At 67.0% G+C, this 13759-nt stretch carries 12 protein-coding genes; 5 read left to right on the top strand and 7 right to left on the bottom strand.

Features of this window, described 5'->3' with window-relative positions; all coding sequences use genetic code 11:
* The first annotated feature begins 155 nt into the window (after positions 1-155).
* The 4 genes from fumC to ACILR9_RS03160 are packed head-to-tail and all read left to right on the top strand — an operon-like array spanning position 156 to position 5933.
* Complete coding sequence (gene fumC / locus ACILR9_RS03175) at positions 156-1559, top strand: class II fumarate hydratase (protein WP_395708430.1); 1404 nt, start codon at positions 156-158, stop codon at positions 1557-1559.
* A 5-nt stretch (positions 1560-1564) separates the two neighbouring features.
* Positions 1565-3661: a hydantoinase/oxoprolinase family protein gene (locus ACILR9_RS03170; RefSeq protein ID WP_395708429.1), complete on the top strand. Its 2097-nt coding sequence runs from the start codon at positions 1565-1567 to the stop codon at positions 3659-3661.
* Positions 3658-5394: a hydantoinase B/oxoprolinase family protein gene (locus ACILR9_RS03165; protein WP_395708428.1), complete on the top strand. Its 1737-nt coding sequence runs from the start codon at positions 3658-3660 to the stop codon at positions 5392-5394. The genes ACILR9_RS03170 and ACILR9_RS03165 overlap by 4 nt, the downstream gene beginning before the upstream one ends.
* A gap of 26 nt (positions 5395-5420) precedes the next feature.
* A complete protein-coding gene (locus ACILR9_RS03160; RefSeq protein ID WP_395708427.1) occupies positions 5421-5933 on the top strand; it encodes a cupin domain-containing protein in 513 nt (170 codons plus the stop codon).
* A gap of 94 nt (positions 5934-6027) precedes the next feature.
* Here ACILR9_RS03160 and ACILR9_RS03155 read toward each other — a convergent pair whose 3' ends face one another.
* Together ACILR9_RS03155 and ACILR9_RS03150 are read right to left on the bottom strand one after the other, a co-directional pair.
* Positions 6028-6204 carry a hypothetical protein gene (locus tag ACILR9_RS03155; protein ID WP_395708426.1) on the bottom strand — a complete coding sequence of 59 codons (177 nt, stop codon included), beginning with the start codon at positions 6202-6204 and terminating at the stop codon, positions 6028-6030.
* A 9-nt stretch (positions 6205-6213) separates the two neighbouring features.
* Positions 6214-6810 (bottom strand): amidohydrolase family protein, encoded by a 597-nt coding sequence (locus ACILR9_RS03150; protein ID WP_395708425.1) that lies wholly within the window; start codon positions 6808-6810, stop codon positions 6214-6216.
* On the opposite strand from ACILR9_RS03150, the gene ACILR9_RS03145 reads away from it, so the two are divergent.
* On the top strand, positions 6805-6963 hold the full coding sequence (locus tag ACILR9_RS03145; protein WP_395708424.1) for a hypothetical protein: 159 nt from the start codon (positions 6805-6807) through the stop codon (positions 6961-6963). The two genes, ACILR9_RS03150 and ACILR9_RS03145, sit on opposite strands and share 6 nt — an antisense overlap.
* A gap of 431 nt (positions 6964-7394) precedes the next feature.
* Here the strand turns inward: ACILR9_RS03145 and ACILR9_RS03140 are convergent, their stop codons facing one another.
* The 5 genes from ACILR9_RS03140 to ACILR9_RS03120 all read right to left on the bottom strand — a co-directional run bounded on the left by ACILR9_RS03140 (position 7395) and on the right by ACILR9_RS03120 (position 13432).
* The gene (locus tag ACILR9_RS03140; RefSeq protein WP_395708423.1) at positions 7395-8642 is read right to left on the bottom strand and encodes a threonine/serine exporter ThrE family protein; all 1248 of its coding nucleotides are present in this window, start codon (positions 8640-8642) and stop codon (positions 7395-7397) included.
* 6 nt (positions 8643-8648) lie between these two features.
* Positions 8649-10139: a malate dehydrogenase (quinone) gene (gene mqo, locus ACILR9_RS03135; RefSeq protein WP_395708422.1), complete on the bottom strand. Its 1491-nt coding sequence runs from the start codon at positions 10137-10139 to the stop codon at positions 8649-8651.
* 272 nt (positions 10140-10411) lie between these two features.
* Positions 10412-10786 carry a hypothetical protein gene (locus ACILR9_RS03130; RefSeq protein WP_395708421.1) on the bottom strand — a complete coding sequence of 125 codons (375 nt, stop codon included), beginning with the start codon at positions 10784-10786 and terminating at the stop codon, positions 10412-10414.
* A 92-nt stretch (positions 10787-10878) separates the two neighbouring features.
* The gene (locus tag ACILR9_RS03125; RefSeq protein ID WP_395708420.1) at positions 10879-13041 is read right to left on the bottom strand and encodes a VIT domain-containing protein; all 2163 of its coding nucleotides are present in this window, start codon (positions 13039-13041) and stop codon (positions 10879-10881) included.
* Positions 12980-13432, bottom strand: a complete 453-nt coding sequence (locus tag ACILR9_RS03120; RefSeq protein WP_395708419.1) for a helix-turn-helix domain-containing protein — start codon at positions 13430-13432, stop codon at positions 12980-12982. The genes ACILR9_RS03125 and ACILR9_RS03120 overlap by 62 nt, the downstream gene beginning before the upstream one ends.
* Positions 13433-13759 lie beyond the last annotated feature (327 nt).

Here is a 13759-nt window from a genome sequence, read left to right as displayed (position 1 = left end):
AGAGTGGCGCGCTCCCGGCAGAGCATGAGCGGGCGAGACGCCCGCGGTCCAAAGAACAAAGCAATCCGTGTTTATCTGCGTTCATCTGTGGCTAGGAATCAGTTGATCTGTGGCAAGATCGAACGCTGCTTCCAAAACAAGGCGAGGAGGTCCGTGTGGCAGACTTTCGCAAGGAGACCGACAGTCTCGGTGATGTGAGCGTCCCGGCGGACAAGCTGTGGGGCGCCCAGACGCAACGCTCGCTCGAGCATTTCAGTATCGGCAAGGACCTGATCCCGCGCGAGATGATCGGCGCCTATGCGACGCTGAAGAAGGCCTGCGCCAACGCCAACCATGCCGGCAAGCGGCTCGAGGCCGCGGCGCACGACCTGATCGTCAAGACGTGTGACGAGATCCTGGCTGGCCGGCATCACGACATGTTCCCGCTGCATGTGTGGATGACGGGCAGCGGCACGCAGTTCAACATGAACGTCAACGAGGTAATCTCCAACCGCTGCTGCCAGCTCGCCGGCACGCCGGTCGGCTCGAAGAAGCCGGTCCATCCCAACGATCACGTCAACATGTCCCAGTCGTCGAACGATTCGTTCCCGTCGGCGATGTACATCGCCGCCGCGGTCGGCGTCGCCGAGCGGCTGTTGCCGGCGGTCGGCGCGCTGCACGATGCCATCGCCGGCAAGGCCAAGGCATGGGACGACATCGTCAAGATCGGCCGCACCCACATGCAGGATGCCACGCCGATCACGCTGGGCCAGGAATGGTCGGGCTATGCCGGCATGCTGGCCGACAATCTCGAGCGCTTGAAGGATTCGCTGAAAGGGACATACCAGCTGGCATTGGGCGGCACCGCGGTCGGCACCGGCATCAACGCCGCCCCGGGCTTCGCCGAGGCGGCGGCGGCCGAGATCGCGCGGCTCACCGGCCTGCCGTTCGTGAGCGCGCCCAACAAGTTCACGGTACAAGGCGCGCACGATGCGCTGGTACAGCTCTCCGGCACGCTGCGCACGCTCGCGGTGTCGCTCTACAAGATCGCCAACGACATCCGCCTGATGTCGTGCGGGCCGCGCGCCGGCTTCGCCGAGCTCGAGATTCCGGAGAACGAGCCCGGCTCGTCGATCATGCCGGGCAAGGTCAACCCGACGCAGTGCGAGGCGCTCACCATGATCGCCGCCCAAGTGATGGCGAACGACGTCGCGGTGGGGCTGGGCGGTGCCGGCGGCTATCTCGAGATGAACGTCTACAAGCCGCTGATCATCTACAACATCGCCCATTCGATCACGCTGATGACCGACGGCTGCACCAACTTCCGCAAGTTCCTGGTCGAGGGCACGAAGCCCAACCTTCGCAAGATCAAGGAATATGTCGACCGCTCGCTGATGCTGGTGACGGCGCTGGCCCCGGTGATCGGCTACGACAAGGCCTCGAAGATCGCCCATCACGCGATGGACAAGGACCTGACGCTGAAGCAGGCAGCGCTCGAGCTCGGCTATGTCGGCGAAGCCGATTTCGACCGCATCGTCGACCCGGCTAAGATGGTGCGGCCTTACGTTGCGAGTGAGTAGAAATCATGGCTTGGCGTATTGGGGTCGATATCGGGGGTACATTCACTGACGTTGCCGTGGTGGACGACGCGAGCGGTCGCATCGGCGCTGCCAAGACGCTGACGACACCACGTGATTTCGTGTCCGGGGTGCTCGATGCCCTTGGCTCCGCGATGCGGGCCTATGGCATCGCACCGGGCGACGTCGGGTTGCTCTGCCATGCCACGACCGTCGTCACCAACGCGCTGCTCGAGGAAAAGGGCGCTCGCGTCGGCCTTGTCGCGACACGTGGCTTTCGCGATGTCCTGGAGTTGCGACGGTCCTCGCGCGGCGATCTCTATGATCTTTTCCAGGACCCTCCGGCTACGTTGACGCCACGTCGGCGCCGGTTCGAGATCACGGAACGCATCGGCGCCGACGGGCAGATCGCGACGCCGCTTGCAGAGACGGAAATCGACGGGTTGATTGCCGATCTGAAGGCAGAGCGCGTGGAATCGATTGCGGTCTCGCTGCTGTTCAGCTTCCTCAATCCGGCTCACGAACAAAGCCTCGGCCGCCGGCTGCGGGCGGCATTTCCAGACATTCCCGTCTATCTCTCGTCCGAGGTGCTGCCGGAGATCCGCGAGTTCGAGCGCACCAGCACGACGACCGTCTGCGCCTATGTCGGGCCGATCCTCGGTTCCTATCTGGCGAAGCTCGAGGCGGCGACGAGACAGATGGGCCTGCCGGCGCTCTACCTGATGGGCTCGAACGGTGGCGTGTTCGAAGCGCCCGAGGGCGTCGCCATGCCGGCGATGGCGGTGGAGTCCGGCCCGGCGGCCGGCGTCGTCGGTGCCGCCCTGGTTGCACGCCAGACCGGCAAGCTGGATCTCCTTTCGTTCGATATGGGCGGCACCACCGCGAAGGCCAGTCTCATTCGCGATGGACGATACGAGACGACGCCGGAATACGAGGTTGGCGGCGGATCCAACGTGACGCGGTTCATGAACGGCGCCGGGCATCCGATCCGCGTTCCGGTGATCGATCTCGCCGAGGTTTCCGCGGGCGGCGGCTCGATCGCCTGGGTCGACCGCGCCGGTGCCCTGCGCGTGGGGCCGAAGAGTGCGGGCGCCGAGCCCGGCCCCGTCTGCTATGGCCGTGGCGGCACCGAACCAACCGTGACCGACTGCAACTTGGTGCTGGGTTATCTCGGCCAGCAATCGCTGCTTGCCGGCACCATGGCGTTGGATCTCGAGGCAGCTGCGGCCGCAATCGAGAAGCGGCTCGCGATCCCGCTCGGCGTGGACGGGCGGACTGCTGCCGCCGCCGTCATCGATATCGTCAACCATGCCATGGCAGAGGCGTTGAAGATCGTCTCGGTGCAACGCGGCCATGATCCCCGCGACTTCGCGCTGGCTGCCTTCGGGGGGGCCGGCCCGCTGCACGCAACGGCTCTCGCCGAGGAGCTCGGTATTGCGTCAGTCGTTTGTCCGCCGATCCCGGGAGCGTTCTCGGCTTTGGGCCTGGTCGGCACGGACCTGCGGCGCGACTACGTGCGTACCGTTTACACCACGACGGCGACAGCCGATCCGTCCGTCCTGGAGGCGGCCTTCCGCGCCATGGAAGCCGAAGGCAGTGCCATGCTCGAGCGAGCCGGGATCGTCGCCGCTCGCCGCCGCTTCGATCGTTCCGTCGACGCGCGCTATGCCGGCCAGTCGTATGAATTGAATGTGCCCGTCGCGGGCGGCGCCGTCGATGCGGCCGCGATCGGCGGAATTGCCGAGGCCTTTCACCGCCATCACGCGAAGACTTATGGTCACGACAATCGCGCCGAGCCTGTGCAGTTCGTCAGCCTGCGTCTCGCGGCGATTGGGGTCATTCCGCCGCTCGCCATTCGCCAGCAACCGGCCGCGCCCGGCGCGCGGTCTGCGAAGCCATCGCGCGAAGTCTGGTTTCGCAGTACCGGCATGATCACCGCCGAAGTGCACGATCGTGCACGCATGGCGGAGGGCGCTGTCGTCGACGGCCCCGCTGTGGTCGAGAGCCTCGAATCGACCATCCTGATCCCGCCTGGCTGGCAGGCGCGCATGGATGGCGACGGATTCATCCTGATGGCGCGGGCAAAGCAGGGAGCCGCACAATGACGAAGCCACGCCGAAAGGATCCGGCAGCCTTCGAGATCGCGAAGAATGCCCTCTTCAAGATCGCCGAGGAGATGCGCGTCATCCTGTGCAAGACCGCCTATTCGCCGATCTTGAAATCGGCCGGCGATTTTTCCTGCGGCGTGTTCGATGCCGAGGGCGCCATGGTGGCCCAGGGGATCGATCTTCCGATCCATCTGGGCTCCATGCCGGATGCCGTCCGTGCCATCGTCACTGCCTTCGGCGGCGACGTGCACGATGGCGACGTCTTCATCCACAACGATCCCTATTTCGGCGGCAGCCATCTGCCCGACGTCAACGTCATCCGTCCGGCCTTCCACGATGGACTGCTGCTCGGTTACACGTGCCTGCGGGCGCACTGGCCTGATGTCGGATCCGCGACGCCCGGCAGCTATGGCGCGGTGACCGAAATCTACGGCGAGGGCTTGCGGCTGCCCCCGCTTCGCCTCGTCGCCAAGGGTGTCATGAATGCCGACCTCGAGAAGCTGATCCTGGCGAACGTCCGCACGCCCGCCGAGCGGCGCGGCGATCTCGGCGCCCAGCTGGCGGCAACCCTTCGGGGCGTTCAACGGCTGCAGGAACTGGCGCAACGCTACGGCGCGCGCGAGCTCGTCGAGACGATGGCGGAGGTCATGGACTACTCCGAGCGCCTGATGCGCGTCGCCCTCGTCGACCTGCCCGATGGCGAGGGCACGTTCGAGGATTTCTGCGACGGCGATGGTATTGCCGACGATGCTGATGGCAACGACACAAGGTTCCGCGTGCGCATGCACATCAAGAAGTCCGGCGACCGGCTCGTGGTCGATTTCGCGGGCAGCGATCCGCAGGTGAAGGGTCCGATGAACGCCCCGCTGTCGGTGACGGCATCGGGCGTCTATTGCGGCCTGAAGATGGCGGTGGACCCGGGCAGCCTCATTCCGCCGAACTCCGGTTGCTGGCGCGCGATTTCCGTCGTGGCGCCGCAAGCCTCCGTGGTCAACGCGGCGTTTCCCGCACCCGTCGTCTATGCCAATCACGAGATGAGCCACCGCGTCGCCGACATGGTGATGGGCGCGCTTGCCGCGATCTGGCCGGATCGTGTCATGGCCTGCAGCCAGGGGACGTCTGCCGTCGTCACGTTCGGTGGTGTCGATCCCCGCTCGGGAGCGCGCTACGTCTCCTACGAAACGATCAAGGGCGGCTTCGGCGCGCGGCCGAACAAGGACGGCATCAACACGATCGCCAGCGGCATCTCGAACACGATGAACACGCCCATCGAGGTTCTCGAGATGGCCTTCCCGCTTCGTGTCGAGCGCTATGCCGTGAATCCGGATTCAGGCGGCGCGGGACAGTTTCGCGGCGGCTGCGGCGCCGTCCGCAGGTGGCGCTTGCTGCCGGGAGCCGATGCCGTGGGCTCGCTCTGCATGGAGCGGATGACGTCGCCACCGTTCGGATTGATGGGAGGCAAGGCCGGCGCCGCTGCCGTCGTCACGCTGACCACACCCGACGGCAAATCGCGCAACCTTCCTTGCAAGGGAGCATTCCAGGCGCCGGCGGGCTCGGTGATCGACATGGTCACGCCGGGCTCCGGCGGCTTTGGCGTACCTGCCAAACGTGCGCCGGAGGCCATCGGCCGGGATCTGCTCGACGGCTACGTGACTTCTGACGGGGCAACACGCGACTATGGCGTCGGAACTCCAGGCGAGCTTCTGGTTCGCGCAAGGAAGGAAGGCTGAGGCTTGCGAGCCGCTAGGAGACTTCGATGACGATCGCACTGGAAATGATGATGCCGGTCGCGGGTCGAGCGCAGTTCCGGCTATCGCTCGTTCTCGCCGCGGCTACCGTTTGCGCAGTCGTGAGCGTGCGAACCTTGCCCTCAAAAATGGACGCGACGTCGGAGAGTCCACTCCCGATATGCGCTTCTGATGCCTCGGCCGGCTCATCGCTCAATAAAGTGGAGGTGATCAGTTCGCACGCGCTACCGGACATACCGGGCAAGAGAGTAACCATCGTCCGAGTGACCTACGGACCGGGTGGCTTTACGCCGCCGCACCGTCACGCAGGCACGGTCACGGCCCACATCACCAAAGGCCAAATCAAGTCGCAACTCAAAGGTGGCCCGGTGGAGATATTCGATGTCGGTCAGTCGTTCTTTGAACCGCCAGGCGCAATCCATCTCGTATCCGCCAACGCGAGCAACACCGACTGGGCCGAATTGATTGCCGTCTTCGTCGCTGACGAAGGTGCACAATTGACGACCCTTATCACGCCTTGAGGCAACGGACGCCCAAAGCGCACAATGCGCGCCTTCTGACGTGACGATACGCTCTGCCATCGCGGGACCTTCTCGGTACGTGCCCGTCGGTCCACTATCCCAGCACCGTGCCTCGTCGCCTCAGCAGCCGGCCCGGCAAGGCGCCGGTGTGCTCGCCATCGTCGATCACCACCGTTCCATTGACGATCACTGTCCCGATGCCTGCCGGATACAGATGCGGGTCATCGTAGGTCGCCCGGTCGATGATGGTTGCGGGGTCGAAGAGAACCACGTCGGCTGCCTAGCCTTCACGCAACAAGCCACGATCCGCCAAGCCGAGCGCCGATGCGGCGCCGCCGGTCATCTTGGCGATCGCCTGAGGCAAGGTCAGCAGACCGAGATCGCGGGCATAGTGGCCGATCAGGCGCGGGAACGTGCCGTAGAAGCGCGGGTGTGGCTTGCCCTGGCCGGTAACGCCATAGGGCACCACGCACGTCCCGTCGGAGCCGACGAGCGCTGAAGGGTCGGCGGCGATGGCGCGCACGTCGTCCTCCGACATCGATCGAACCACGATACGGGTCGCGCCCTTGTCGGCGATGATGACATCGCAGACCGCGTCGAGCGGATCGCAGCGTCGCTCGCGCGCGATCTCCTCGATGGTGTGGCCCGGTTCGGCTGCGCCGTGCGGCGAGATGGCGATGCGGATGTCGGCCCACGACTCGATCTGGCCGAAATTGTTGAAGCCGACTTCGGCAATCTTCTGCCGGATGCGCGAGCGGACGTAAGGATCGGCCAGCCGCTCCAGCATCGTCGCCATGCCGCCTTCCTGCAGCCAGGTCGGTAGCAGGAAGCGCAGCGGGTTGCTGGCCCAGTCATAGGGATACTGGTCGCCGTGCACGTCGACGCCGCGCGCGCGGGCGGCGGCGATGTCGCTGAGAGCTCCGCCTCGCGCGGCGCGCCGTTCTCCATGCCCATCGCCATCAGGCGCAGCGTGTTGTGGCCGACCTGCATCACCGTGTTCACCGCCATGTCGGGCCAACCGTCCATGTAGCGAGCGAAGTCGGTTGCCTCGAACGTCAGCCAGGGGGCACTGCCTGACAGATACGTGCGCAAGGCATCGACCTTGTCGGGAAGGGCCGGCGCGACGGAGAAGCCGCAATTGCCCACCACTTCGGTCGTCACCCCCTGGCGGATCTTGGACTCGGCCTCGGGGTTGAGCGGCAGCGTGAAATCGGAATGGGTATGAATGTCGATGAAGCCCCGAGCCACCACGCAGCCCCGGCCATCGACGACGCGATCGGCGCTCTCGGTCCGGTTCGTCTCGATGGCGGTGGTGCGACCGGCCCGGATCGCCACGTCTGCCACGCGGCCCGGCGCACCGGTCCCATCGATCACCTGGCCGCCCCGGATCAAGATGTCGTCCATCGCCACGCCCTTTCCAGAAAAGTCAGCGCCCACGAGTGGCGCGTTCCCTGCAGTGTGTCACCGCTCGACCAGCCAGCGCCTTTCCGTGAGGAAGCGGGCGGCGACCAGGCCCATCGCCATGGCGCCGACGATGAAGAAGCCGGTGGCGCCGGCGATGATCGCCGCCTGCGCTGCGCCCTGGTTGACCATGACGATCGCCTGGAAGGCGAACAGGCCCGGGGTCATGATGATGATGCTGGGCACCGTCAGCACGATGCGCGGATGGTGCAGCCGGTGGCGCGCCAGGGTGGCGATCAGGCCGACCAGCAGCGCGCCGAAGAACGTCGCCGGCGCCAGCGCCATGCCGAGATCGTGCAGGGCCAGCCGCAGCTCGTTGCCGGCGAGCGACATGGCGCCGACCACCAGCAGGGTGGCGAACGGGCTATTGTAGAGCACGGCAAAGGCCACGCCGCCGGCAAAGCTCGCCAGCGCGCGCAGCATGAGGGTCGAGACCTCGATGCCACCCGGGTGGGCCGGTGCTGGCGCCACCGCGATGCCCGCGATGGCGGCGACCGCCGACAGGCCGATCGCGGCGGCGAGCAGGATCATGGCGGCGTAGGAGAGGCGTCCGACCGCTGCCATGGTCTGGTGCTGCACGCTGTCGAGAAGCCCGGCCACCAACGGAAAGCCGGGCACCAGGAACAGCACCGAGAAGATGAACCCCGCGGCATGGCCCGGCCCGAAGCCGCTGGCCGCCAGCGTAGCCACCAGGGCGCAGTAGAGCCCGGCGGTCAGCGCCGCGCACATCGCGGTGACGGCAAATTGGTTGAGGCGTCGGGCGAACAGAAGCGCCCGCACCGCCTGGCCGGCGCCGCCGGCGATCGCCGCCGCCACGGTGCCCAGTGCATCGCCGCCATTGAGGTAGGAGAACGCCGCCGACGCCAACCCGATCGCCCCGGCGACGACGACAACTGGGTAGTGCGGCGGCGCCTGCTCGAGGGCGTCGAGCGCGGCTGCGAGCTCGCGCGCTGTCAGGCCTGGCCGGTTCGCCTGCGCCAGCCTCTCCAGCGAGACGATGCGCTGGGCGTCGATGCCAGGCGGGCCGATCTCGCGCACCAGCGTGGCCGTCGTGCCGCCGCGCCGAGCTGTCGCCTGCAGGCTGCCGATCGTCACCTGCACGGCCAGGGACTCGATCGCCAGGGCGCGGGCCAGCCGGGCCATCGCTGCGCGCACGCGGAAGGCCGTGTCGCCGGCATGCATCATCGCCGCGCCGAAGCGCAGCAGCACGTCGAGCGCTGTGCCGAGATCCGTCCGCTCATCCGACATTGCCGGTCAGACGGTGCGCAGTTTCAGCACCTCGGCCGTGTCCTTGCGCACCCTCTCGCAGAGCCGGGCGTCGTCCTTCAGCGAATGGCCGTAGGACGGGATCATCTCGGTGAGCTTGGGCACCCAGTGGCCGACCAGCTGCTTGTGGAAGCAGTTCTCGAGCATGTGCACCATGATCCACACCGCCGTCGATGCGCCGGGCGAGGCGCCGAGCAGCGCCACGATCGAGGAATCGGCGGAGTGGACGATGTCGGTGCCGAACTCGAGCTTGCCGGTATGCGCCTGGTCCTTGCGGATGATCTGCACGCGCTGGCCGGCGACGCTGAGCTCCCAATCGTGCTCCTTCACGCCGGGATAGAACTCGCGCAGGGCATTGAAGCGCTGCCCCATGGTCTCGAACACCTGGCCGATCAGGTACTCCTCGAGTGCGAGATTGTCGCGCGCCACGGCCAGCAGTGGCAGGATGTTGCCCAGCCGAACCGATGCCGGAAGGTCGAACGGCGAGCCGTGCTTCAGGAACTTGGTCGAGAAGCCGGCGTAAGGTCCGAATAGCAGCCAGCGCTTGCCGTCGATGATCCGGGTGTCGAGGTGCGGCACCGACATCGGCGGCGAGCCGGTCGCCGCCATGCCGTAGACCTTGGCGTCATGGCGGCCGGTGATCGCCGGGTTGCCGCAGCGCAGCCAGATGCCGCTCACCGGGAAGCCGCCATAGCCTTGGGCCTCGGGAATTCCAGACTTCTGCAGCAACGGCAGGGCGCCGCCGCCGGCGCCGAGAAAGATGTAGTGGGCGCGAACCGAGCGCTTCTCCTTGGTCTGCTCGTTTTCGATCTCGAGCTGCCAGCCGCCCTGCGGATGGCGGTGCAGATCGTGCACCATCTGATTGAAGCGTACGGCGAAGCCGTCCTGCTTCTTCAGGTAGGCCATGAGTTTGCTGGTGAGCGCGCCGTAATTGACGTCGGCTCCCGTCACCATATGGGTCGCGGCGACGACCTGCTTAGGATCGCGCCCTTCCATGACCAGCGGCGCCCATTCGGCGATCTTGGCGTGATCCTCGGAATACTCCATGCCGCGATAGCAATGGTGCGCGCTCATGGTTGCGTGGCGCTTTTTCAGGAAGGCAGCGCGATCGGCGCCGACCACGAAGCTCATGTGCGGCACCGGATGGATGAAATCGCCGTCGATCGCGCCCTTGCGGATCAGGTATGACCAGAACTGGCGCGACAGGTCGAACTCGGTGTTGACCTCGAGCGCCTTGGAGATGTCGACCGTGCCGTCGGCCTTCATCGGCGTGTAGTTGAGCTCGCAGTTGGCGGCATGGCCGGTCCCGGCATTGTTCCAGGCACCGGAGCTTTCCTGCGCCTCGCCTCCCAGGCGCTCGATGATCTCGAGCTTGAGATGAGGCTGCAGCTCCTTGAGGAAGACGGCGAGCGTCGTGCTCATGATGCCGGCGCCGACCAGGACGACGTCGGCATCGATGACGGTGTTGCTGTCGCTCATGCGCTCGTCTCCTCCGGGCTTGTCACTGTATGTGCGTTCTTCTTCTTCTCCTCCGCAGCTGTGCTGGGGAGGTGTCGCCGTCATACGGCGACGGGGGGCATGGCACTTTGCCGGGAGCGCGCCACGCCGTGGCGCTCTTCTCGTTGATCACACGACCCATGAGCACCACGGCGTGGCGAACTCCCGGCCATGACTCTCTGGCGGCGCAGACGCCGGCACCTCCCCAGTAGAGCTGGGGAGGAGACCGACCAGGGACACCAACTCCGGCTGGATCACGTCGCGCGCTCGAACGGGACGGATTCATCCGGCCGCAGCACGACGTAGACGCGGCGCCACGGCTGGTCGTCGACCAGCCGCCAGCTGTGCCCGCCGCCCGCCGTGTCCTCGGCCAGCAGGATGTCGCCTGGCCGCAGGGTGAAGTGCTGGCCGCCACGCGTCTGGAAGTCGAGCGTGCCGCTCAAGGTGATGACGAGCTGGCGGACCGGTGCGGTGTGCCAGGCGAGCGTGCCGCCCGAGGCGGTCTCCTGGAACGAAGCGTGCGTCGTCGCGAGCTGACCGGTCAGCAGGTCACCGTGCGCCCCGCGTTCGAGCTTGATCCAGCCTTCCTCGAAGTGCGAATTCTGGTCGATACCCGTCCAAATCCGCACACATCGGATCATCGCCCGCCCCGTCGCCTGCCACCAACACTGGCCGGCGACGGTAGTATGGGCTGGTTTCACTGGCAAGAAATCGGGCGCCCCTAGGCGAGACCGAGCCGGCGAGCGAGTTCGGATAAGGCCGCTTCCGCGCCGCCGCCGAGCAGGGCGCGCTCCAGGCGTTGGGCGGTGCGACTGCGCGAGGCGGCCGCGCGTGCCAGCAATCCGACGATCAGCTGCACCGGCTGGATGCCGATCCTTTTCGCGAGCGCGCTGACTTCGGGCAAGGTCGACGCCTGTCGGATCGCCTTCTTGGTCTCGCGATCGAGGCCCGACAGGTCGCCGGCCTGCAGCTTGCCGGGATCGACGTCCCAATCGATGTTCTCACCGAGCCGTGCCAACTCGGCCAGCGAGCGGTCGCCGTCGCGGTTCGGCAGGAAGCGCTTGAGCAACTCGGCGGGGTTCGGAAGAGACGGGCTCCGGCGCAAGGGGGACGGTGCCATCGGGGCGCCGGGCGCTCCCGGGCGCACCGACCCGACGCGCGGCGCGCTGCCGGGCCGTGCGCTTTGCGGGCTCGGCGCCGGCATGCTGGCAATCGCCTCGTATCGCTGCCTCTCTGCCATCGCGGCCGCATGCAATTCGCCAGCGTAGGTCGCCGCCACGGCCGTAGCCGGCGTGGGTAGCGGGATCTTGCGCATGGCCGGCACGGTCTCCTGCACGGCGCCGGCTTCGTCCACCAGCACCAGGCTGGTCAGGTGCGTGACCAAGCCCTCGCGTTCGGCAAGCTCTGCCGCCGCCGCTTCGTCCAGCGCAGGCAGGGCGAGGCTCGCGGCAACGGCTGCGACAGCACGCGACAGGATCGGATCGAGCGCGTCCCCCGTGGCGGCCGTCCATTCGACCTGCAGCTCCGCGCCACCTCGCAAGGTCCTCATGCGATCGAGGGCGCCGTCGATCTTCGGTGCCGGCGCGGCCGGCGTGCGCAGCGATTCCAGCGCCGTGACCAGGATGTCGGCGAGCTCGCCGTCCTGGGCGACGAAGATGTCGCCGCCGGTCAGGCTCGCGAGATAGCCGACATTGGCTTCCAGGCTGTCCTCGCCGACCAGCACCACGGCGATGCGCCGGCCCGCCCGGGCGAGGCGCTGCACATCGAGCGCGTGGCTCTTGCCGTCGGTCACCAGCAGGAGGTCGCGGCTCTGCGAGTCGCCGATCGCCCGGGCGAGCGCGTTGCCGATCTCGGTGCCGCCTTCCGGCGGGGCCAGCTGGTCGACGAGGGACGGCAGGCCGCGCCCGGTCTCGGCGCGCAACGTGCCGACCTGGTTGACGAGCGTATTGAACTGCCAGAGCTCGATCGCATCCGACCTGCCGAGACGTTCTGCCATCGCGCGCAGGCCGTTGGTCACGGCGCGATGCTTGGTGACGCCCGGCTCGCGCGTCGAGCAGGGACCGTCCATCGACCCCGACCGGTCAACCAGCACGCACGCATCCAGGGCGCGACCTGCCTGGTCTGGACGGCGAACCGTGAGGAGCACATCGCGGCCGTCGGCGGCCCGGCCACGCAGCGCGTGGCTGCTCTCCTGAACGACCAGGAGATCGATCGGCCGGTCGGTGGGCACGCAGGCGCGTCCCTCCTGCAGAACGCCGCCGGCGAGGCTCACCGCGCCATCGCGACAGCGCACCACAAGTTCGGCTTGCGCAACCGGAGCGCCGTGGGTGAGCTCGTCGGAGTCGGGCAGCCCCGAGTGGCCGTAGATATCGCCGACGGTTAGGGGAATGCGCAGCTGCGCGCGCGACTGCACGAAAGCGAGCGTCGCGGCCCAGCGCGTCACCACCTCGATCGTGGCACCGGGTGCAATCTGGCCGACCGACAGCATATGCACGCCGCGCAGCACCTCCTCGTGCAGGATCGCGGCTTTGCCGCGTTCCAGGGCGGCTTCGTAGGCGAGCCGCGCCTGCTTGCGACGCTGTGCTCTTGCCGTCAGTACCCGGCCGTCGACGTGCGCCTCGAGAGCGTAGAGCGTGGCGTGGACGGGCAGGGGAAAGGTGATCGTGGCCTCGATGCTGCCGGCCTCGTCGTTGCGGAACGTGCGCCTGGTTTCGACGACGGCGAGGCCGGCCTCGAGGGTGACGTCGAAGGCCGTGGCGATCAGAGGCAGGGCGTGGCCGCGCGTCTTCCCCATGGCGCCGACCAGCAGCGCGGCCAGGGGATCAATCGTGGCGTTCGACGCGACGGCTGGCGAGGGGACGGCTGGCGGCTGGGCGATCGGCATGGTCGGGCTCCTTGAGCAGGTCGGTGAGAAGAGTCTTCAGTCGCTCCATGAGAGGGCGGACAGGCTCGCCGCTTCCCAGCTTGTCGGGAGAGACGACGAGCGTGACGCCCGGGGCGACTTGGAAGGGCACGCCTTCCGTGGAATTCAGCAGCAGCTTGATGGCCGCCGGCGGAAAGCCGAGCGCGTGCAGCCGCCGATACCGCTCGATCGCCGTGACGTGGTCGTTGCCGTATTCGGCATTGGCCCGACCGCCGCGCGGCGCCGGCATGAAGCCCTCGGCGATCAGGTAGCGAACCTGCCGCTCCGGGATCCCGGTGCGAGAGATGAGGTCTCGTATGTTCATGGCATGTCTTTCGACAAAAGATTTGGCTAAAGACATGCCGACATGCAAGCTCTTTTTAACAAGAATTTTGTCAAAAGCTTGGCGGCAGGAAGAATTGGGAGTCCCGGCTGGGGCTACGCCACTCCAGTGACGCTCTTCCCGCTGATGACAGACCTCATGAGCGCCCCTGGAGTGGCCTGCTCACAGCATGAGGTAAGCTCATGCTCTTCGGGGACTGCAGGCGTCCCGCTCGCTCATCGCCGGCAGCACTCTGCGGCGCTCGCAGAGATGGCGGTCACACCGAGTGCGGACCGGCAGACGGCATGAGCACCACGGAGTGGCACGCTTCCCGGCGATGAGCGAGCGTGACGCTCGCGGTCGGGAAGGTCATGAATG

The organism is Reyranella sp., from assembly GCF_044224635.1.
GTDB lineage: Bacteria > Pseudomonadota > Alphaproteobacteria > Reyranellales > Reyranellaceae > Reyranella.
This window is presented reverse-complemented; position numbering and strand designations above follow the sequence as displayed.

Bases quoted from the DNA above. Each gene is read 5' to 3' on its own strand.
- ACILR9_RS03125 (WP_395708420.1), bottom strand. From the start codon at position 13,041: ATGCCGATCGCCCAGCCGCCAGCCGTCCCCTCGCCAGCCGTCGCGTCG.
- ACILR9_RS03160 (WP_395708427.1), top strand. From the start codon at position 5,421: ATGACGATCGCACTGGAAATGATGATGCCGGTCGCGGGTCGAGCGCAG.
- ACILR9_RS03165 (WP_395708428.1), top strand. From the start codon at position 3,658: ATGACGAAGCCACGCCGAAAGGATCCGGCAGCCTTCGAGATCGCGAAG.
- ACILR9_RS03140 (WP_395708423.1), bottom strand. From the start codon at position 8,642: ATGTCGGATGAGCGGACGGATCTCGGCACAGCGCTCGACGTGCTGCTG.
- ACILR9_RS03170 (WP_395708429.1), top strand. From the start codon at position 1,565: ATGGCTTGGCGTATTGGGGTCGATATCGGGGGTACATTCACTGACGTT.
- mqo (WP_395708422.1), bottom strand. From the start codon at position 10,139: ATGAGCGACAGCAACACCGTCATCGATGCCGACGTCGTCCTGGTCGGC.